This is a genomic window from Micromonospora sp. Llam0, assembly GCF_003751085.1.
In the GTDB taxonomy this organism is placed as follows: domain Bacteria; phylum Actinomycetota; class Actinomycetes; order Mycobacteriales; family Micromonosporaceae; genus Micromonospora_E.
Genome location: NZ_RJJY01000002.1, coordinates 107,839 through 127,145 on the forward strand (window position 1 = coordinate 107,839; position 19,307 = coordinate 127,145).

At 71.0% G+C, this 19,307-nt stretch carries 22 protein-coding genes; 12 read left to right on the forward strand and 10 right to left on the reverse strand.

Features of this window, described 5'->3' with window-relative positions:
• The first annotated feature begins 3 nt into the window (after positions 1-3).
• Positions 4-561, forward strand: a complete 558-nt coding sequence (locus EDC02_RS27515; RefSeq protein WP_123605262.1) for a PIN domain-containing protein — start codon at positions 4-6, stop codon at positions 559-561.
• A gap of 16 nt (positions 562-577) precedes the next feature.
• Here the strand turns inward: EDC02_RS27515 and EDC02_RS27520 are convergent, their stop codons facing one another.
• Positions 578-1,408, reverse strand: a complete 831-nt coding sequence (locus EDC02_RS27520) for a phosphoribosylaminoimidazolesuccinocarboxamide synthase (protein WP_123605263.1) — start codon at positions 1,406-1,408, stop codon at positions 578-580.
• Positions 1,409-1,560: 152 nt separating this feature from the next.
• On the opposite strand from EDC02_RS27520, the gene EDC02_RS27525 reads away from it, so the two are divergent.
• From EDC02_RS27525 to EDC02_RS41025, 3 genes are all read left to right on the forward strand, one after another.
• A complete protein-coding gene (locus EDC02_RS27525; protein ID WP_233606470.1) occupies positions 1,561-2,871 on the forward strand; it encodes an ABC transporter substrate-binding protein in 1,311 nt (436 codons plus the stop codon).
• A gap of 103 nt (positions 2,872-2,974) precedes the next feature.
• Positions 2,975-4,171, forward strand: coding sequence for a helix-turn-helix domain-containing protein (locus EDC02_RS27530; protein ID WP_123605265.1), 1,197 nt, complete (start codon positions 2,975-2,977; stop codon positions 4,169-4,171).
• A gap of 192 nt (positions 4,172-4,363) precedes the next feature.
• Positions 4,364-4,531: a hypothetical protein gene (locus tag EDC02_RS41025; protein WP_199757933.1), complete on the forward strand. Its 168-nt coding sequence runs from the start codon at positions 4,364-4,366 to the stop codon at positions 4,529-4,531.
• Between the two features lie 11 nt (positions 4,532-4,542).
• On the opposite strand, the gene EDC02_RS27535 is transcribed toward EDC02_RS41025, so the two are convergent.
• The 7 genes from EDC02_RS27535 to EDC02_RS27565 form a co-directional block, all read right to left on the reverse strand.
• Complete coding sequence (locus EDC02_RS27535; protein ID WP_123605266.1) at positions 4,543-5,205, reverse strand: DUF1775 domain-containing protein; 663 nt, start codon at positions 5,203-5,205, stop codon at positions 4,543-4,545.
• Positions 5,202-6,965, reverse strand: a complete 1,764-nt coding sequence (locus EDC02_RS27540) for a CopD family protein (RefSeq protein WP_123605267.1) — start codon at positions 6,963-6,965, stop codon at positions 5,202-5,204. Before EDC02_RS27540 ends, EDC02_RS27535 begins: the two co-directional genes overlap by 4 nt.
• Before the next feature lie 2 nt (positions 6,966-6,967).
• Positions 6,968-7,693, reverse strand: coding sequence for a YcnI family protein (locus EDC02_RS27545; RefSeq protein WP_123605268.1), 726 nt, complete (start codon positions 7,691-7,693; stop codon positions 6,968-6,970).
• 122 nt (positions 7,694-7,815) lie between these two features.
• A complete protein-coding gene (locus EDC02_RS27550; RefSeq protein WP_123607152.1) occupies positions 7,816-8,511 on the reverse strand; it encodes a GNAT family N-acetyltransferase in 696 nt (231 codons plus the stop codon).
• 128 nt (positions 8,512-8,639) lie between these two features.
• Entirely contained in the window at positions 8,640-9,269 is a 630-nt protein-coding gene (locus EDC02_RS27555; protein WP_233606471.1) for a GPP34 family phosphoprotein, read from the reverse strand.
• Entirely contained in the window at positions 9,250-9,567 is a 318-nt protein-coding gene (locus tag EDC02_RS27560) for a hypothetical protein (RefSeq protein WP_123605269.1), read from the reverse strand. The genes EDC02_RS27555 and EDC02_RS27560 overlap by 20 nt, the downstream gene beginning before the upstream one ends.
• Before the next feature lie 155 nt (positions 9,568-9,722).
• On the reverse strand, positions 9,723-9,950 hold the full coding sequence (locus EDC02_RS27565) for a hypothetical protein (protein WP_148083652.1): 228 nt from the start codon (positions 9,948-9,950) through the stop codon (positions 9,723-9,725).
• A 576-nt stretch (positions 9,951-10,526) separates the two neighbouring features.
• On the opposite strand from EDC02_RS27565, the gene EDC02_RS27570 reads away from it, so the two are divergent.
• From EDC02_RS27570 to EDC02_RS27600, 7 genes are all read left to right on the forward strand, one after another.
• Positions 10,527-11,165, forward strand: coding sequence for a hypothetical protein (locus EDC02_RS27570; protein WP_123605271.1), 639 nt, complete (start codon positions 10,527-10,529; stop codon positions 11,163-11,165).
• 81 nt (positions 11,166-11,246) lie between these two features.
• Positions 11,247-11,663 carry a PRC-barrel domain-containing protein gene (locus tag EDC02_RS27575; protein WP_123605272.1) on the forward strand — a complete coding sequence of 139 codons (417 nt, stop codon included), beginning with the start codon at positions 11,247-11,249 and terminating at the stop codon, positions 11,661-11,663.
• Between the two features lie 181 nt (positions 11,664-11,844).
• Positions 11,845-13,410 carry a hypothetical protein gene (locus tag EDC02_RS27580; RefSeq protein WP_123605273.1) on the forward strand — a complete coding sequence of 522 codons (1,566 nt, stop codon included), beginning with the start codon at positions 11,845-11,847 and terminating at the stop codon, positions 13,408-13,410.
• Between the two features lie 140 nt (positions 13,411-13,550).
• Complete coding sequence (locus tag EDC02_RS27585; RefSeq protein WP_123605274.1) at positions 13,551-14,054, forward strand: SigE family RNA polymerase sigma factor; 504 nt, start codon at positions 13,551-13,553, stop codon at positions 14,052-14,054.
• Positions 14,055-14,072: 18 nt separating this feature from the next.
• Entirely contained in the window at positions 14,073-15,059 is a 987-nt protein-coding gene (locus tag EDC02_RS27590; RefSeq protein ID WP_123605275.1) for a hypothetical protein, read from the forward strand.
• 141 nt (positions 15,060-15,200) lie between these two features.
• On the forward strand, positions 15,201-15,527 hold the full coding sequence (locus EDC02_RS27595; protein ID WP_148083653.1) for a hypothetical protein: 327 nt from the start codon (positions 15,201-15,203) through the stop codon (positions 15,525-15,527).
• Positions 15,463-15,993: a hypothetical protein gene (locus EDC02_RS27600; RefSeq protein WP_123605277.1), complete on the forward strand. Its 531-nt coding sequence runs from the start codon at positions 15,463-15,465 to the stop codon at positions 15,991-15,993. Before EDC02_RS27595 ends, EDC02_RS27600 begins: the two co-directional genes overlap by 65 nt.
• Positions 15,994-16,039: 46 nt before the next feature.
• Here EDC02_RS27600 and EDC02_RS27605 read toward each other — a convergent pair whose 3' ends face one another.
• Positions 16,040-16,972 (reverse strand): DUF6745 domain-containing protein, encoded by a 933-nt coding sequence (locus EDC02_RS27605; protein WP_123605278.1) that lies wholly within the window; start codon positions 16,970-16,972, stop codon positions 16,040-16,042.
• Between the two features lie 95 nt (positions 16,973-17,067).
• Complete coding sequence (locus EDC02_RS27610; RefSeq protein ID WP_255500657.1) at positions 17,068-18,414, reverse strand: Nramp family divalent metal transporter; 1,347 nt, start codon at positions 18,412-18,414, stop codon at positions 17,068-17,070.
• A 248-nt stretch (positions 18,415-18,662) separates the two neighbouring features.
• Here EDC02_RS27610 and EDC02_RS27615 point away from each other — a divergent pair, with 248 nt between their 5' ends.
• Positions 18,663-19,172 carry a hypothetical protein gene (locus tag EDC02_RS27615; protein ID WP_123605280.1) on the forward strand — a complete coding sequence of 170 codons (510 nt, stop codon included), beginning with the start codon at positions 18,663-18,665 and terminating at the stop codon, positions 19,170-19,172.
• Positions 19,173-19,307 lie beyond the last annotated feature (135 nt).

Here is a 19,307-nt window from a genome sequence, read left to right on the forward strand (position 1 = left end):
ACCATGACCTTCGTCGTCATCTATGACTCGAGCGTGCTGTACCCAAGTACGCTGCGGGATCTGCTGCTGCGCATCGCCCAGTCAGGTCTCGTCGACGCCAAATGGACCGAGCAGATCCTCGACGAAGTTTTCGCAGCCCTGCACCGACAGCGACCAGACCTGCATGAAGCCAGACTTACCCGGACGCGAACCTTGATGGGCACTGCGGTCCGGGATTGGAAGATCACCGGCTACGAACCACTCATCGACTCGCTCAAACTTCCCGACCCTGACGACCGCCACGTGCTTGCCGCCGCGATCCGCGCTCGGGCGCAGATCATCGTCACCGCCAACCTCCGACACTTCCCCGCCGACGAGCTCACCGGCTGGGATATCGACCCCAAGTCACCTGACGAGTTCGTGCGCGATCAGATCAGTCTGCACCGCAGCACGGTGCACGCCGCGGTGCAGCAGATCGCCGACTCGTGGCGCAACCCGCCTGGCAGCATTGACGACGTACTGGACCGCCTCGAAAGATCCGGGCTCGGGGTCAGCGTCGCCGAGTTGCGTGCTCGGCGGTAGCGGCGAGGCGCCCGGCTCACCAGGTGCGGCCGGTGATCCGTTCGTAGACCTCGACGTAGCGGGCCCGGGTCACCTCGACGATCTCGGCCGGCACCTCCGGGGCCGGCGGCCGCTTGTCCCAGCCGGTGCCGGCGGCCCAGTCCCGCACGTACTGCTTGTCGAAGGAGAACTGCGCCCGACCCGGCCGGTACGCATCCGCCGGCCAGAACCGCGACGAGTCGCTGGTCAGCACCTCGTCGGCGAGGACCAGGGTGCCGTCCGGCGCCCAACCCAGCTCGATCTTGGTGTCGGCGACGATCAGGCCGCGTTCGGCGGCCAGCGCCGCGCCGCGCCGGTAGACGTCCAGGGTGATCTGCCGCAGCCGCTCGGCGGTTTCCGCGCCGAGCTGGGTGACCACATCGGCGTACGTGATGAACTCGTCGTGCTCGCCGATGGAGGCCTTGGTGGTCGGGGTGAAGATCGGCTCGGGCAGCTTGGACGCCTCGACCAGGCCGGCGGGCAGCGCGACGCCGGAGACCGAGCCCGACTTCTGGTACTCCTTGAGCCCGAGGCCGGTGAGGTAGCCGCGGGCGATGCACTCGACCGGCACCATGTCGAGGCGGCGGCAGCGGATGGCCCGGCCGGCGAACTCGGCCGGCACGTCGGTGGCGGAGACGACATGGTGCGGCACCAGGTCGGCGAGCTGCTCGAACCACCACAGCGACAGCGCGGTGAGCAGTTTGCCCTTGTCCGGGATCGGTGTCGGCAGCACCACGTCGTAGACGCTGATCCGGTCGGAGGCGACCAGGATCAGGTCGTCGCCGTCGGCGTACACGTCCCTGACCTTGCCCGATTGCAGCAGCTCCACGCCGGCAAGTACATCACGACGTCGGACGCCGGCCGGACCGACCAGCCCAGAAAACGTTCTCCGGCCGGACGGCCCGTTGACACCCGACCGGGTCGCTTGTGTAAATGATCGGGCCGCAGACCGGCCAGCCCAGCCCTGATCAGGAGAAACCCGTGTCACCATCCGCCGTATCGACACGCGGAGCTGTTGCCCGAACACTCACTGTCCTACTGGCGGTCGCCATCGGACTCGGCGCCTGCGCCACCGACGACACCGGCGAGCCGACCGAGGACGGGCCGGTCGAACTCTCCATCTTCTGGTGGGGCGCGGAGCGCCGGGCCGAGCTGACCCAGCAGGCGCTCGACGTCTACGCCGCCCGCAACCCGGGGATCACCTTCAGGGTCACCTGGCAGGGCTACAGCGGCTACTACGACAAGCTGGCCACCCAGGCCGCCGCCGGCAACACGCCGGACCTGTTCCAGATCGACGACAACTACCTGACCGAGTACGCCGAACGTAACGTCGTGCTCGACCTCACCCCCTACGTCGACAGCGGCGAGCTCGACCTTTCCGGCTTCCCCAACAGCCTGGTCCAGTACGGACAGGTCGGTGGACGGACGGTGGCGGTCGCCGCCGCCGCGAACACCCCGGCGATGGTGTACGACAAGACTCTGCTGGCCGAGCTCGGTGTCGACGAACCGACGATCGGGATGACCTACCCGGAGCTGATCGACTGGGCCAGCCAGATCACCGCGCTCACCGACGGCGAGGTGGCCGGCACGATGGACCCGTCGGCCGACTACAAGGCGCTCTGGCTGTGGCTGCGCACCGCCGACCTGGAGCTGTACCAGGGCCGGCAGCTGGGCTTCGGTGTCGACGACCTCGAAGCCTGGTTCGAGCTGTGGCAACAGGCCCGCGACGCGAACGCCACGCCGAGCGTCGAGCTGATCAGGGCGGCGAACAGCGGCGACGTCACCCAGCAACTGGTCGCCACCGGCGACGCGGCGACGTCGTTCATGTGGTCCAATCAGCTGGCTGAGCTGCAGAAGCACACCACCGCCGACCTCGGTGTGGTCTCCTATCCCGGCGACCCGCAGGGCCAGTGGGCGCGGGCGTCGATGTACTGGGCGGGGTTCCGGGGCACCCGGCACCAGCAGGAGGTGGTGGACCTGATCGACTTCCTGGTCAACGACCCGCAGGCTGGCCGGATCCTCGGCACCGAGCGCGGCCTCAGCTCCAACCTGGAGGTCCGCGAGACGGTGCAGGCGACGCTCGCCGACAAGAAGATGCAGGCGTCGGTCGCGTTCGAGCAGCAGATGTCCGAGCTGTTCGGTCCGGCTCCGGTACCCCCGCCGCCCGGCCACACCACGGTCCGGACGCTGTTGGTCACGGCGGCGGAGAGCGTACAGGGCGGCGCGGCGACACCCCGGCAGGCGGCCGAGGAGTTCGTCGCACAGGCCAACGCGGTGTTGGCGAACGGATGACCTACCGCCCCCGGTACGCCAAAAGGCGGGACGAACGTAACAAGCAGTTACATTGGTCGACGTCACGCCGTTTCGACCGTACCGTCAGCATGGGAGGTCCCCCATGCCGGAGGATTACATCGGCCTGCGGGTCGCGCGGTGGCGTGACATCGCCGGCATGACGCAGCAACAGCTCGCCGCCGAGATCGGGGTAAGCCGCGAGTACGTTTCCATGATCGAGAACGGCAAGCGCGCGGTGACCAAACGGTCCATGCTGATCGCGCTCGCCTCCGCGCTCGGGGTCTCCACGATGGACCTCACCGCGCAACCGTACCTGCCCCGGTCCCGCAACGACCTGGCGCTCTACGCCGCCGTACCGGCGATCCGCAAGGCGATGGACGACGACGAGCCGGCCGCCGCCCGCCCGGCGGCGCTGCTCGCCGCCGAGGCCGACCGGGCGATGCGGGCCCGGATGGCCTGCGACAACCCGACCCTCGGCATCCTGCTGCCCCGGTTGATCGCCGAGATCCGCACCACCGCCAACGCCGACGAAGACCCGGTCGCACTGCGGATCGCGGTGCAGGCCCTGGTCACCGGGTCGCTGGCGCTCAAACCACAGGGCCACGTAGACCTGGCGATGCGGCTCGCCGAGCGCGCCGTCCGGGCGGCGCAGCTCGCCGACGACCCGGCCTGCGTCGCCGCCGCCGACTACGCGCTGGCCCAGGCGGTCCTCGCCACCGGGCTGCGGAAGCGGTCCTGGACGTTGGCCTGCGACGCCGCCGAACGGATGCAACTGCACACGGGTACGGACGAAGGCCGCACCTGGTACGGCATGCTGCACCTGCACGCCGCGCTGTCCGCCGCCAGCCTCAGCCAGCACGACGTCGCCGAGACGCACGTCGCCGAGGCCGAGGACGTCGCCCGGCGTACCGCCGGTGATCCGTGGCGGATGGAGTTCACCTCGGCGAACGTCGCGGTGTGGCGGGTCGGGGTGGTGCTGGAGAACGGCGAGCCGGGCCGCGCCCCGGAACTCGCCCGCAAAGTGGACCAGAGCGCGCTGCGGACCCCGCAGCGCCGGGCCAGGTTGCACATGGACGCCGGGCGCGGGTTCCACGCCGCCAAGCGCAACGAAGAGGCGGTACGGGCGTTCCTGCGGGCCGAGGCGATCGCCCCGCACGAGACCCGCAGTCGGGCCACCGTACGGGAGATCATCGCGCACATCGTGCGGGACTCGTCGCCCCGTGGCGGCTCCGACGAGCTGCGGCAACTCGCGGTACGGATGGGAATCGATCCACTCTCGCCAGAGGATCAACCGACGTAACCGCTCGTTACGCAAAATCCGCGTACGGTCTCGTAGCGTCATGAGTACGGGGTGCGGTGCCGGGTGTCAGTGGAGAGCCCCCGGCGTCGCACCCCGGCTTTCGGGTCGCACCCGTGGCTCCGCTCGCCGGTCCCGTTGCGCTCGCACTGTCACGAATGGCTGTCGTGTAAGGACTGCCGTGAAGGGAGGGACATGGTCTCGTACGACGAGTACCTCTTCGCCGTCGCGGCGACGCTGGCCCGCCGGCACCGCCCACAGTGGTCATGGCGCCGGTGGCGGCGGACCTGCCGGTGTGGCGCCGAACTTCCCTGCCGCACCCTGCATCGGGTGCCGATCAACCGGGGCCACTGGCCACGATGAGGTTCCGACCGTCACCGTCCGGTCAGTCGGTAGCCGACCAGACCGGCACCGACCACCAGCAGCCCTACGGCGGTCAGCGCCTGCGCGACACTGGCGCCGCCACCGCCGCCGGCCGGCTGATCGGCCGGAGCCGCCGGTGGTGCCGGCGCGAGCACCGCGTTGGTGGCGATCAGCGACGGGGCGGGCCGCTCGGCACCCGGCCCGGTGTCCGACCACTCGTAGCTGTCGCCGTCGACGCACCGCTGCACCGCCGGGAACCAGAAGGTCTGCCCGACCGTCCCGGTCAACCGGACCAGCACCGAGAACTCGGCGACCCCGGCGGCGATCTGCTCGGCGCTGATCGCCGGCCCGGTCCAGCTGACTCGGCTGGGGGTGACCTCGGCAGCCCATCCGGGCGGCTGTCCGGTCGTCGAACCGGCGATCGCCCCGGCCGGCATCTCGACCACCAGTTCGTTGGTGTCCGCGTTGTCGCAGCCGTGGTCGAAGGTGAAGGTCAACGTGGTGGCACCGGCACCGTTCGGGGCCGCGCCGGCCAACTGGGTGTGGGCCGCCGCCGGCGCCGCCGACCAGAGCGTCACCAGCGCCGCCGGTGCCAGCCCCAGCAGCACCGCGCCGAGCAGCCCCAGCAGTGCCACGCCGGATAGTGCCGCGGCACGTCGTCGGAACCTGTTCATCGGATCTCCACCGGGATCGTCGCGATCGGGCTGTCGAACCGGGAGGTACGGGCGTTGACGGTGACCTCCCAGCCGCCGGGCAACGGGAAGTCGGCGACCGCCTCGTAGCGTCCGGGGCCGGTCTGGGCGAGCCGGCGGTCCAACGGCCCGACCCCGACCTCGGGCAGCGTCACGGTCACCGTCGGCGGCGCGACCGGCTCCAACGGCTGCCCGGCGGCGTCGAACAGCGCCAACTCCAGCGCGTTGATCCCGGTGGCACCCGGGGTTATCCGGATCTGCACCCGGCCGTCGCCGAGCGCGGCGTCCGCGACGACGGACTGCTCGAGGGCGCTGGTACGGCCGTCGGCCGAGCCGGTGGCGGTGGTGTCGGAGGCCCGTTCCGTCGGGTCCCGGGTGACCAGCACACCGGTGACGGCGAGTACCCCGACCAGCAGCACCGCCTCCGCCCGGACGGTGCGGCGCAGCGAACGCAGGGCGGCCGTCTCGGTGTCAGGTCGGCGGGTACGGGGCACCAGCCGGTACCGGTTCCAGCCGGCGATGCCGACGAGCACCCCCACCGCCGCGACCTTGCCGAGCAGCACCAGACCGTACGTGGTGCCGAACAACGCCGACCAGGAGCCGACGATCCGCCAGCCGAGCAGGACTCCGGCCACCGCCAGCAGGGCGACCAGGAACGCGGCGGTCTGGGAGAACCTGGCCACGATGCCGGCCCGCTGCACGGCCGACGGCGCACCGACGCTGCCGCCGGCAGGGGTGTCGACGCTGCCGCCGGCCGGTGGGGCGGCGCGGCGGGACAGCAGGTAGCCAAGGCCGAGGATGCCGCCGAGCCACACCGCAGCCGTGACCAGGTGCAGCAGGTCGCTACCCAGGGTCAGCCAGACCGGGCCGAAGCTGCGGGTGTGGCCGACCAGCGCCAACGCGCCGAGAGCCAACCCGGCCCCGGCGAACACCGCCACACCGGCCGGGCGGCGGGCCGCCCCGGTACCGCCGGTCTCCAGCCGGGCTCCGGCCAGGACCGCGAGCACGCCGGCGGCGGTGAGCCCGGCGGCCAGGCCGAGGTCGGACAGGTAGCCGGTCCGCCAGGTGGCCGGGCCGGCCAACGCGGCGACGTCGGCCGCGTCCTGCCAGGCGGCGGTGACCGGCGGCATCACCGCCACCGCGACGAGTGCGACGACCCCGAGCCCGAGCACCGTGGGCAACTGTCGTCGACGCGCCGGGATCGGCAGGAACGACAGGCCGAACACGGCCAGCCCGGTGCCGCCGAGCACGCCGACGTACAGCAGCGCCTCGGTGACCGGGCGGAGCACCCGCAGGGCGAGGTCCGGCTCGGTGACCGGGATCGCGACGCTGCCGGCGGTGGGCGCGCCGATCGCGAAGCTGAACCCACCGGCCACCGGGTGGCTGTCCGCGGAGATCACCCGCCAGCTGACCACGTACGTGCCGTCGGCCAGGCCGGTCGGCAGGTCGACGACCACGGTGCTGTCCACCGACCTGGCGGTGACGTCGACGGTGGACCCGGCGGCGTCGAGCACCTGCACGCCCTCGGCGCGGACCTGGACCGGCTCGTCGAAGGTCAGGGTGACCGACGGCGGCGCCTCGGCGAGCAGCGCGCCGTCCGCCGGGTCGTTGGCCAGCAGCGTGGCGTGCGCGGCGGCCGGGCCGGCATTGGCGAGCGCGAGCAGCAGACCGAGCAGGGCTCCGGACAACAGTCCGGGTACGGCGAGCAGTACGACCCGCCGTACCCGGTGCGGCGACCACACGCCTATGTGGTCTTCCGGGTGCGCTGCAGCGCCAGGCCGCCGGCGATGAAGCCGAACAGGCCGAGGATCAGGCCGATCCAGCCGACGACGGAGCCGCCGTCGCTGGTGGTGGAACCGGCGGTGGTGAGCTCGGTCGGCTCGGCGTCGTCGGCGGGCTCGTCACCGGCGGCGGTGCCGTCGGCGTCGGCGGCGGTGACGACGAACGACGGTGCCGGGTAGTCCAGTTCGTGGCTGTCCTGGCCGTCCGCCGGCACCTGCGCCCAGGCGGTCTCGCCCTGCTCACAGGTCTGGATGGCGGGGAAGACGAGGGTCTCGCCGGCCGCGTCGGGCAGCCGCAGGGACAGCTCGAACACGTCGCGGTGGCCTTCGGGCAGCGGGGTCTTGGCGGTGTAGACGATCTCCGCGACCCGCTCGGTGAGCTCGTTGCCGTGGCTGTCGGTGACCGGCGGGTCGAGGGTGGCCATCACCTTCTCGACCGTCCAGCCCTGGTTGATGGTGGGTGTCACCGAGTTGATCAGGTCGGGGATCTGGATGGCGACCTTGGTGGTGGCCGAGCCGTCGCAGCCGTGCGGCACCGACACCGTCAGCACGGTGTAGGAGTCGGCGGTGGTCACGGTGGGGGTGACGGTGACGTGCGCCGCCGCCGGGGAGCTGGCGAGCAGGACGGCGCCACCGGCGATTGCGGCGACGGCACCGGCGCGGGCGACGCGACGAAGGGTGGAGTGCATGGACGGGTTACCTCTCGATCATCGGGCCGCCGAGGGTGCCTCTGGGCGGGGCTTGGTGCATTGGTCGGCCGCCGACGCCGGTTGGTTCCCGGCGGCTCCGATGATCCGGCCAGAGTCGATCGTCACCCGGGTCCGGGTCGCTGGTCCCGACTCTGGTCGCCGTCATGGCCGGGCGGCTGGTCGCCGTCGCGGTCGCCGGGCGGCTGGTCGCCCTGAGCCGGCGCGCGCCACATCGGCCAGATCGGCGGGCCGTCCGGCAGCTGGACCGGCTCGTCGGCGACGTACCCGTGCCTAAGGTAGAGGCCGCGGTTGCGCGGCGTGGTGGCTTCCAGGTACGCCGGGGTGGCCGATGCGTCGAGCTGCCGGTGCTGGTGGGTCAGCAGTGCGGTGCCCACGCCCCGGCCCTGCAGCCAGGGTGTGACGCCGAGGTACGCGAGATACCGGTGCGGCCGGTCCGGCCGGTGTCCGCTGAGAACCCCGTGCAGGGCGGCGACGCGGTGCTGCCAGATGCCGGCGGCGAGCATCAGTCGACGCTGGTGGACGGTGATGTGGTTGGCCGACTCCGGCTGGTCACGCTGGTACCAGATCGCCACCCCGGTGAACGGTCCCGCCACGTACACGTCGGCACCGGTGTCGATGGCGTGTTCGAGTTCGATGATGAACAGCGACCGGAACGTGGTCACCCGGGCATCGATGTCCCCCACCAGCCACTGGGAGACCGGTGCGATCAGAAACGCCTCGGTGAGCAGCGTCGCCGCTTGAGGGATGTCGTCGTGGGTGGCGGCCCGGACGGTCATCGCGGGTGTGGTCGCGTTCATCGGCACGCTCCAGGAGGGTGAGAGTGTGGGTGGAATGAAACAGCTGGATTGCGCGGTAGGTGAGAATCGCGCGGTAGGAGAATCGTGCGGTGGGCAGGTCGAGCCGGCCGTGGCTGGGCGGGGCCGGCTCAGGTACGCCCGCTCAGCACCGCGTTGCCGACCGCCGCGCCGGTCTGGCCCAGCAGGTCACGCAGCGCCGGGCGCAGCGCCCGCAGCAGGACGTCGAGGTGCCGGACCACCTCGGGCTCGGCACCGTCGAGCAGGTAGGTGTCCAGTCCGGTCGCCACGGCCAGTCCGGCGAGGAACAGGTCGGGTTCGTCGAGCGGTTCCATCCGGCGCAGCCGCAGCGACAACCGCGCCCACGGCCAGGCCGCGAGGTTGATGTCGACCGGTACGTGGATCGTCCGGGTGCGCATCAGCCGGCGGACCTGCTCGGGTCGGACCACGCCGGCGGCGGTCAGCCGCTGGGCGACATGGTCTGGGGCACGTTCCGACAGCACGGTCAGCCAGACCCGTACGCTGGTGTGTTCCGGCTCGTCGAGCAGCAGCCGCAGCGCGGAACGACCGAGCGCGTCGGCCGGCGCCGTCGGATCGACCACCCAGACGTGACCGGCGTCGACGACGACGGCCTGCGCGGTGACCAGCTCGGCGAGGACCGCGCTGGCCAGACCGAGCCCGACCGCCCGGGGGTGCAGCCGGGCGCGCCCGGTGACGTCGTGATGGGCTAGCAGGAAGAACTCATCGGCGAGCAGCGGCACCGTCGACCACCACCTGCTCGGCGGGCGGCGGCTGGACGCCAGCATGTCCGCCGACGGCGGCCCGCCGCACCGCGGCCACGCTGACCAGCGCCTGTTGGCAAGGTGGATGGTCGGGTCGACAGTCGACGTGGTGGCCGTCGGCCCAGACCCATTGCCCGCCGTAGCTGCGGGCGGAGCTGGTCCGGACGTGGGTGATCAGCAGATCGAAGGGTTCGCCGGGCACCGGACCTCGCCCGTACCGCCATTCGGAGACGGCGAAGCGGAGCACCGTACCCGGCGGCAGCTCCGGAACTTCCACGTTCTCAACATTGTACGTCATATATATCAGTCCAGCCGGAATCATCGGACGCGCCAGCGGGGCACGCGTCGCCACCCGGAGCGCGGCAGGCGATCCGGACGACGTTTTTCCTAACGTGAAGATCCAGGTCGGGGAGAGCACTTGGCGGACATTGGTCACGTGGACCAGATGAATTCCAACTCGTCTGCGGCACCACCGATCCGAACCTCGGACAGCACCTCCCGGAACGCCGAGGAAAGATCCCCGACGGCGGTGCCGGCCAACAGATCCGGATGATGAGCCGCCACGGCGTTGAACACGAGACGTTCGACGGTGAGCGCGTCCACCGGACTCAGCCGGCAGCCGCACGGGGCACCGTACACCCAGCCGTTGAGCCTGGCCATCGGAATCATTTGCCGTTCGCAAGTTGCACAGAAGAGTAGGCCGGCCAGTGGTGACGGATAGCCACCGGGCGACGTATTGGGAGCGGCGACCCGAGCATCATTCAGCTCGGCACCGGCGGTGATCTCCCAGCGCGTGCCACGGCTTCTCGCCATCGCGGACTCCTCACCCTGGGACACCATCGATTGACCGCCATCGGCGGACGCAGATTGAGTCTGCCAGGGTACCCACAGTGGTGCAATGCTCAACGCGCCGGTGAAACCACGCCGAAAGTTTGAAAACCCGAAATAGCTGCGGGTTCGCCTTCGTCGACTCCTCGGAGGTCGTCCGGATTCCGCTGGCGGCGCCCCGATCGGCCACCATCAAGACGCCGACCAACGAGGACGGTGGACGCACCGGCCGATCCCGACACTGGCGGACGTCCGATACGCTGGTACGTCCCACGCCTCGCGCGGGTGATCCCGGTGGCCGGCGGGATCCCTCCCCATCACCGTCCCGTCGGCCACCGCCACCGCTGTCGCGACCGGTCGCCACCACCGCCGTCGTCGACCTTGATCGACAATGGCACGATCTCCGCCATGGATCACGGGCACGGCAGACTCGAACTGTCCATCGGATACCCGACCAGCCGGCCGACCCGGCTCGCGGTGCTGTCGGTACTGGGCGTCGGGCTGGTCACCGCCGGGTGCTGCCTCGGCAGCCTGCTCGGGCTGGTGGTCGCGGGCGGCGGGGACCAGCCGACCCTGCCGGTACTGCTCGGCACCGGGCTCGCCCTGGCTGCGTCGGCCGGTATCGGCCTGCCGATCGCCCGGGTCACCCGGACCGGAGCGTGGCTGTCCGGCACCCGGCTCACCGTACGGGGACTCGCCACCCGCACCGTCGACCTGCGTACGGCCGAGACCGTGACGATCTCGCTCGGCTCCCCCGCGACCACCGATGCGGAACCGAACAGCGACACGGAGCCGAACAACGGCAGGAAACCGAACAACGGCACGGAGCCGAAGAGCGGCGGCGCCGCCAGCAACCCGGTACTCACCGTCAGCGGCCCGGACGGCACCGTCCGGCTGCCGCTGCGCAACCGGGAGGGCACCCTGCTACCCGCCGCCGAGATGATCGCGCTGGCCCGGGCGTTCTCCGCCGCTTCCTGCCCCGGCGCACACGACGCCGCCCATCTCCTGCACACCATGGACGCCGATCCAAGGGCCCTGCTGCTGTGACCGCCGGCCGGCGGGTTTGCCAGCCGGCGGAAGTGGTAACCCGGAAGGGGTGAGGCAGTTGGCGAGCGGAAGGGGGCCACCATGACCGAGGGGTTGGCAAAGCTGGTCAGAATGAGCGACGCCCACGAAATGGTCGCCGATCCGGCCGAGGACATTCGCGGCCGGAAGGTACGCGACGCGGACGACAACGACATCGGCAAGGTCGACGACCTGCTGATCGACGAAGCCGAACACAAGGTCCGGCTGCTGCGGGTCGAGCACGGCGGCATCCTCGGTTTCGGGGCCACCCCGTCGTTCGTCCCGGTCGACGCGATCGTCCGGATCACCGACGACGTCGTGCACATCAACGAGTCGAGTGAGCGGGTGGCCGGTGCCCCGCCCTACGACCCGGAGCTCGTGTCACAGGACAAGTACTACGAGGAGCTGTACGGCTACTACGGATACCCGCCGTTCTGGGGCGTCGGGTACGTGTACCCGGGCTACCCGTTCTACCGCTAGTCGGCACCGCATCGGGTCGGGGCAACGTAGCCGCTTCGGCGCCGTACCGGCGTCCGCCGGGGTCGGCCAGGCATGGAAGTACGGTCGATGCCGGTGCGTGCATCAGCTCGGTACTCTCTGCGATACGCGATGGGCTCGTCCGCCGCCCACGCGCCGTCGCCGAGTGACTCGGGAGCAGCAGATGAGTCTCCTCTACCGAGCCATTTGGAAGGACTGCACCGACGAATCCGACCAGCGGGCCGTCGTGGAGCTGGCACACGAGAGTTTCAGCCGGTGGGCACTGGACGATCCTGATGCGACACCAATCGGCCCCGGTGAAACCGTCGTCCGTGACAAGGTACTGCACCTGCGCGTCCTCGACAGCGACGACATGTACGGGATCGAGGCGCAGTCCCGGGTCAGCCAGGGATCAGCCGTCTGGTCGGTGACCCTGCGCGCTCTCGCCACCGGCGGCGTGGTCCATATGTGGGTGGATCTCGGCATGGAGACGGACGAACCGTCCCAACCGGTCACCGTCGGCCCACCGCGCGTCGTCCATGACCTGCTGGCCCTGTCCGACCGACCGTCGCTGGGGGCCACCGACATCGTCTCGGACGTCGCGACGATCACCACCGCCGGGATCCCCGGCCTCATCGAGCTGCTGCGCTGCGCCGAACGGCGCATCCCGTTCATCGTCTGCGCCGCGCCGGTCGAACACGCCGACCCGCACTGGACGGAGCGCGCCCGGCGGATCGCCCACCGCACCCGGGGCATCGCCACCGTCGTCACGCTCGACGAAACGGCCACCGCCGCGTTCAAGACGGAACTGGGCCCGCTCGCCGTCTGGCCCGGTGCCGTACGTACATACCTGCCCGCACCGTTGCAGACCACGGCCGACGGATGGCGGCACCGGTATGTACCGGCGTCGGTGTTGAACAGCAGCAGTGGCAAGGCGGCCGTGAACCGGATCGTCTACGCGGTCGCGCAGCTGTCCACCAGACGCCGGATCCCCGCCGAGCTGCAGGTCTTCTCCGGCGAGGAGCACGCCACCGCCGACTACGACAAGCTCGAACGCCTCTGCGAGGACCTGCAACTCGAGATCGACATCGGCCAGGAGGAACTCGCCGAGGTGCAGCGCGAACTCGCCCGGGCCAACGGCCACCTCGGCCGGCTGCGCCAGGCGATGGAGGCGAACGGCCAGTCCGATCTGTTCTGGGGGCTGTCCCAGGTCCCGAGCTCAACCAACGGCGCGCCGAGCCGGCCGGAGACCGTGCAGGACGTATCGGAGGCGGTCGCCGCCGCACAGCAGCACTTGGCCGAATGGGTGAGCATCGCCCCGACCGCGGCCCGGGAGCTGGACGGGATCGACACCGCCCCCAGCGCGTACGCGTGGGGCAACTCGGCCTGGCGCGGGCTGCAGGCGCTGGCGGCGTACGCCCAGCTGAAACAGCGCGGCGGCGGCGGCAACTTCTGGTCGTGGTGCGAGCGCGGCGACCCACTCAGTTGGCCGGCCACCAGCAAGCGGCTCGCGATGCGCGAATCGGAGACGCTGCGCAACAGCCGGCAGGCCGACTCACGGGTGTTCGACGTCGATCCGGCGGTCGGCCAGGGCCAGCGAATCTACATGGAGGCCCACCTGAAGGTCAGCGAGGGCGGCGGCGGTCTCGCCCCCCGCATCTACTTCTACGACGATACGGACGGGGCGACCCGCCGCGTCCACGTCGGGTTCGTCGGCCCGCACTTCCTGGTCCCCAACTCCAAGGCGTGACCGGCTGATCCGCCGCAGGGCATGGCCGGCTGATCCGTATCCGGCCGGGCGGAGACCGGGTGGTACGGGTCGACAGCGTCAACAGGTCCCGCATGCGGTTGCGTCTGTACGGGTAGGCAACCGAAGGGATCACCGCAGCGATGACGTTCGAGGACTATGTGGCGGCACGCGGCCCAGCACTGGTACGCCTGGCCCGCCTACTCACCGGGGACCGGCACCGCGCAGAGGATCTCACGCAGGAGGTCCTCGGCCGCGCGTACGTCCGGTGGCGGTCGATCAGCCGCACCGACCGGCCGGACATCTACATCCGGCGGATGCTGGTAAACGCCAATACCTCATGGTGGCGGCGCCGCTCCAGCCGAGAGACGCCCGCCACCGCTGAGCTGATCAACACCGCGTTGGACCGGTCGGCGGTGCACCGGCCCGGTCACGACCCGGGTACGGCCGCCGCCGAACACGACGCGATGTGGCGGCTCGTCTCCGGACTGCCCGAACGGCAACGCGCCGTGCTGGTGCTGCGTTACTACGAGGATCTCGACGACGCGTCGATCGCCGAGATCCTCGACTGTTCGGCGGCCACGGTCCGGACCCACGCGATGCGGGCGCTGGCGAAGCTGCGTACCCGCCACCTGGTCACCCACTGACGAGAGAGGTCACTGTTCGTGAACGACGTCGAGGAACTTCTCACCGACAGCCTGCGCGGCCGTGCCGCCGGTGACGTCGACGCGGCTGGTCTACTCGCCGGCGCCACGTCGCGTGGTCGGGTGTACCGGCGCCGACGCCGGTTGTGGACGGGGACCGCGGTGTTCGCGGCCGTACTGCTCGTCACCGCAGGGGCGGTCACCGTGACCGGCGGCCTGGGCGACGGGTCCTTCGCGCCCGGCGGCGCGAGCACCTCCGAGCTGCCCCGGGTAACCGGTGAGCCCGGGGCCAGCAGCGACCCGTCCCGCGTCGGCACCGACCCCAACATGGTCCACTTCGCCGCGCCGAAGCTCACCGCCACCGCCCGGCACTACCGCTGGACCAGCGGCGACGGGTACGAGCAGTTGGAGATCGGCCTCGGTGAACAGGATCTGGTCCACGCCTCGATCGGTCGGGACATGGCCCTGCTCGACGAGGTCAGTACGCGGGGCGACTACGGGGTGGTCATCCGGGAGGAGCCGGTGCCAGGGCTGCAGCTGCGGGTTCAGGCCAACAGGGACGATCGCGCCCGGCAGGTACTCGCCGCGCTCCGGCTGGATCTCGCGCAACGGATCATGCTGCCGTTCCAGCTCGGTGAGGTGCCGGCGGACGCACGCGCGGTCCATGCCTCCGTTGGGTTCCTCGACGGCACCTTCGTCGACGGTGGCGTCACCCTGGAACGCGGCGCCACCGACCGGATGCAGGTGCACGCGGAACGCGCACGCGACGATGCGACGGGTTCGGTGCACGGAGCCAACCACTCGGCCGGGGGACGGCCCGCCTTCCGGTACCCCGATGGAACCGAGGTGGCGCTGCTCGGGCTGCCGCAGTTGCTGGTGAACGCGCGGATCGGCCAGGTCGACCGGCAGGGGTTCGACCTGGCGGACGTCGACCTGGTCCTCGGGCAGATGAACCTGGCGGCCGACGTCGACAGCGTCGCCAGCTGGCCGTACCCGTTGCTGGGGTGAGGTGCCGATCGGTCGCCGCGACGGTCCGGACGGCGGCGCCGGGCCGTCACCGCCCGATGCGAGGCTCCCCGACATGGTCGGTTGCGAACCGCTGACCTGCCGATCCCTGCCGGTCTGGCGGCCGGGTAGCGTGACCGGGCATTGGCGACGCGACGGTTGGACGACAGGAGTCATGGCACGACGTTCGACCCACTGCCCGCCGGCGGGACGCACGTCGCGGCGGCGGTGTCGCCCGCAGACGTCGGTCCGGGGCAGCTCCGGCAGACCGAGCTACGGGTGTACGGCTGCGCGGCGGGCGACTGGACGCAGGTCTTCGCGACGCCGCTGGACACGACGGCCTGCGAGATCGCTGGTCGTCCTGCTGGTCGCGGTGCTGGTCACGGTCGCCGCAACGATGTGGGCGGTGGGCCGCTCACCGTCGGAGCCGACGCCCGCCGGGCCGACCGCGTCGGCGACCCCGCCGGCTGATCCGGCCGGGTCGTCCGACGCCGACGACGAGTTGCTGATCACGACGCGCGGAATCGGCCCGTTGCGGGTCAGCGGCAGCGTCGCCGAGTTGACCGCGACCGGCGCTCTCGGCACCGAACCGGGCGACTTCTGCCCGGACCGGCTGGTCGGCAGCGAGGAGTTCGCCGGGGTGGTCGTCTACACCGCCGAGGACGACATCGCCGCGATGATCGTCGTCGAGGAGTCGTCGCTGTCGACCGCCGAGGGGGTGACGGTGGGCAGCACCAGTGCCGAGCTGCGCGAGGCGTACGGCGAGCAGCTCACCCGGCACACCGCCGAGAGCAACCCGTACTCCGAGAACTACCTGGTCAGCAGCGGCACGCTGGCGATCGGCTTCACCGTGTCTCAGGACGCGGTGGGCAAGATCCTGGTGGCGCCGACGGAGGTGCTGCGGGCCGTCTACGACGCCGGCGAGTTCCACTGCTGACCCACCGGCCGGTCGACCGCCGGCAAGGGCCGGCGGCCGCCGGTGGCTACCCGAGTGGTCGCCAGCCGTCCCGGTACCCGATCGGGCCGTCGCCGTCCCGCGCGGGTCGCCGCTCCCCGTGGCAGCTGCCCGGCACCAGCCCGGTCCGGATCACCGCCGGACGTTCGACGAGTACGCAGGTCCGCTCCCCCGGCCACCACCAGCCGGTGGACCGGACCAGCGTCGCCCACTCGTCGAGCTGCGTCTCGTCGGCCCGCCGGTACCAGGCCAGCCCGAGTCGGCGCAGCACGTCGTAGTACGCCACCCAGTACGCGTCCTGCTGGCCGTACCAGGCGGTCGGCACCGGCTGCCGCCCGACGGCCGCGAGTGCCGCGCGGACCGGTAGGGAGAAACCGTCGACCAGGCTGGTCCGCAACGTGTCGCGGACCCCTTGCTGTAGGACGACCCGCAGCGGTACGCCGGCCGCGAGCGCCTCGATGGGCGGCAGTACCGGCCATTTCGGTCCGGCACCGTCCAGTTTCTTGCCGGCGTCCTTCTTCCGGGCGTCCCTGTCCCCGGCGTGCTTTTTCCGGCCGGCCGGTGGTGGGGTCAGGTCGGGATGGTCGGCGCCCGTGTCCAGGGCGCTGCGCAGCCGGGACAGTCCGGCGGCGATGTCGCTGGCCAGCGGGGGTTTCCCGGCTGGCTGTCGACCTCTGATCCACTGCTGGAGCTGGTCGTGGGTGGGCAGGCCGGTCAGCAGCGGCAGCGCCTGACGGGGCGAGTCGACCCAACGGAACCGGGGTCGGCTACGGAGGTGCCGGGCATAGATCCGGGACAGGATGTCCTCTGTGGCGGCCCGGTCGGCCGGCTCGGTGTCGAGCCCGTGGTCGAGCCATTCGCGCCGGACAGGTTCGGCTAGCCGCCAGTAGGCGACGGGCCGATCGGAAGCTGGTGCCGGGGAGGTGGAGCGGGCGGCGTCACGCCGCGTGGGCGCGGTCACCGCGCGAGGGCGGTTCCGCCCTTCCGGTAGGAAGTGATCATATCCACCATGGTGGCGGATCGCGCTGCCGACCGCAACAGGTCGGCCACGTCCGGTCAGCCGGTGAACTGCTGCCACAGGTAGTAGAGCGCGAACCAGGTGAAGAAGACCACGGCGGCGACCACCAACGCGGTCGCGGCCCGCCCGGCGCGCAGGGCGCGCGGCATGGTCCGCCGGTTGAGCCACAGCACGAGTCCGGCGACCAGCGGGATGTGCACGGCCTCGATCGACCCGGCGAGGGTCAGCAGGGCGACCGGATTGCCGAAGACCAGGAACACGGCGTACGGAAGGATCGCCAGCCACAGCACGATGGCGGTCCGGCTGATCACCGCCGGACGGGTGAGGGTGTGGTCGGCGAGCCGCGCCGGCAGCACACGCCGCACGCCGTCGGTGTACAGCCGCTGCCACCCGTCGATGTTGGTGAGCGTGGCGGTCCAGAACGCCGACACCAGGCCGACGACCATCAGCCAGAAGCCGACGCTGCCGAACACCTCACTGAACAGGCGGGTCAGGTCGCGGGCGACGTCGGCTTCGGCAGGCACGATTCCTTCCGGTCGCAGCAGTTCGGCGCCGAGGATCAGGAACGCGACGGTGATCAGCGCGACGCCGACCACGGCGAACGTCGAATCGAGGGTCATCGTCCGCAGCCAGCCGCGTACCCGGTCGATCTGGTGGCTGTCGAGGTGCCGCGGGTCGCGGCGGTCGGCCGCCGGCACCCCGGCGTGGCCGATGCCCTTGGCGGTGATCCAGTACGAGTACCACATCAGCCCGGCCGCGCCGTTGGACAGGAAACCGAGCCAGGGCAGGATCTCGGCGACCCGCAGATCGTCCGGCGGCACCGGAACGAACCCGGCGGCGGCCTCGGTCAGGTCCGGCCCGACCTGGATCGCGGCGACGACGGCACCGAGGGCGAGCGCGACGCCGAGGACCCGGGACACCCATTCGACGCCGGTGTAGTGTCCGACCAGCACCAGCCCGGCGGCGGCGGCGATGACCACGCCGGTCCACAGCTGGATCGCACCGGGTACGGCGAGCGCGAGTGCGCTGCCGGCGGCGCTGGCGATCCCGGCGATCGCGGCGATCCCGACGACCAGCTGTGGCACCAGGATCACCCAGATGGCCCAGCCGCGCGGCCCCGGCAGGCCGGCCAGTCCGGTGAGCAGCCGGCGGCCGGTGACGACGCTGTAGCGGCCGATCTCCCGGGTGACGAAGAGCTTGAGGACGAGTACGGCAACCAGTGCCCACATCAGACTGTAGCCGTACTGGGCGCCGACCCGGGGGGGTGAACAGCAGTTCGCCGGTGGCGAGGGCGGCGAGCGCCCACAGCACGCCGGGGCCGATGTAGCGGAAGCGGCGCCAGCCGGTCGGTGGTTCGGGTACGCCGGTCGACTGCTGCGGCGCAGCCTCGGTGACCTGGCTCATGCCGTGTCTCCTTCGCGGGGCGGACTCGTCGGGCTAGGGGTGGACACTCGTCGGGTCGGTGCCGCTGCACGAGCCGATACCCAGCCGGCAACTCCGCCACACAGGGCCAGCCGACAGTCAATAGATGACTTCAAACCGTCACATCGGTAAGCTTGGATTTAATATCCGCCGCACCGCGACCGGTGCCGACGACCGTCCAAAAAGCACCCGGACCAGCAGAAGGAAGCAGATGAAGCGCACAGTCCTGCGCGCGGCGACCGTCCTCGCCGCCGCGCTCGCCGCCGTCGCCCTCGCGGCCAGCGGTGCCACCGCCAGCCCGTCGATCCTGCAGCGGTTCTCCGTCCCGTCCGGGGACACCTGCACATACGGCTACACCCAGGGTCAGCTCGAATGGCGCCTCGCCCCGCCAGCCAGCGCGGTACGGGTGACCGGGGTGGTCGTCGACCGGCCGTTCCCAACCGACCCGGGAGCCGTCTGCCGCGACGACAGCCGCTACACCATTGCCAGCTACACCGCGTACGCCGGCGAGCGGGTCGTCGACGAGACCGCCCGCCGGGTGGACAACGGCCGCGTCGAGATCGCGTTCGTCCTCGGGGCGGACGCCTACGACCGGGGCATCGACCGCCTCGTCATCCAGGTCTGCCGGGTGTCGCTGCTCGACATCACCCCGATCCCGGACTACTGCGGCCGCCCGTACACCTTCACTCCGTCGACCGTCGCCCCGACCGCGCCCCTCTGACACCGAGCCAGGTAACTCCGCAGCCCGGCGCCGATCCTCGCACCCTGTTTCATGATCAGTTTAATTCACGTCGGCGCCGGGTTGCACCTTGCAAATCAATCGATTAGCGTCGTGGCTGTTGGTCGTCGTACGGGG

What these genes read in the sequence shown, in the direction of transcription:
- EDC02_RS27580 (WP_123605273.1), top strand. Translation starts at nt 11,845, where the DNA reads ATGAGTCTCCTCTACCGAGCCATTTGGAAGGACTGCACCGACGAATCC.
- EDC02_RS27550 (WP_123607152.1), bottom strand. Translation starts at nt 8,511, where the DNA reads ATGAACGCGACCACACCCGCGATGACCGTCCGGGCCGCCACCCACGAC.
- EDC02_RS27570 (WP_123605271.1), top strand. Translation starts at nt 10,527, where the DNA reads ATGGATCACGGGCACGGCAGACTCGAACTGTCCATCGGATACCCGACC.
- EDC02_RS27535 (WP_123605266.1), bottom strand. Translation starts at nt 5,205, where the DNA reads ATGAACAGGTTCCGACGACGTGCCGCGGCACTATCCGGCGTGGCACTG.
- EDC02_RS27545 (WP_123605268.1), bottom strand. Translation starts at nt 7,693, where the DNA reads ATGCACTCCACCCTTCGTCGCGTCGCCCGCGCCGGTGCCGTCGCCGCA.
- EDC02_RS41025 (WP_199757933.1), top strand. Translation starts at nt 4,364, where the DNA reads ATGGTCTCGTACGACGAGTACCTCTTCGCCGTCGCGGCGACGCTGGCC.
- EDC02_RS27585 (WP_123605274.1), top strand. Translation starts at nt 13,551, where the DNA reads ATGACGTTCGAGGACTATGTGGCGGCACGCGGCCCAGCACTGGTACGC.
- EDC02_RS27515 (WP_123605262.1), top strand. Translation starts at nt 4, where the DNA reads ATGACCTTCGTCGTCATCTATGACTCGAGCGTGCTGTACCCAAGTACG.
- EDC02_RS27575 (WP_123605272.1), top strand. Translation starts at nt 11,247, where the DNA reads ATGACCGAGGGGTTGGCAAAGCTGGTCAGAATGAGCGACGCCCACGAA.
- EDC02_RS27565 (WP_148083652.1), bottom strand. Translation starts at nt 9,950, where the DNA reads ATGGCCAGGCTCAACGGCTGGGTGTACGGTGCCCCGTGCGGCTGCCGG.
- EDC02_RS27615 (WP_123605280.1), top strand. Translation starts at nt 18,663, where the DNA reads ATGAAGCGCACAGTCCTGCGCGCGGCGACCGTCCTCGCCGCCGCGCTC.
- EDC02_RS27530 (WP_123605265.1), top strand. Translation starts at nt 2,975, where the DNA reads ATGCCGGAGGATTACATCGGCCTGCGGGTCGCGCGGTGGCGTGACATC.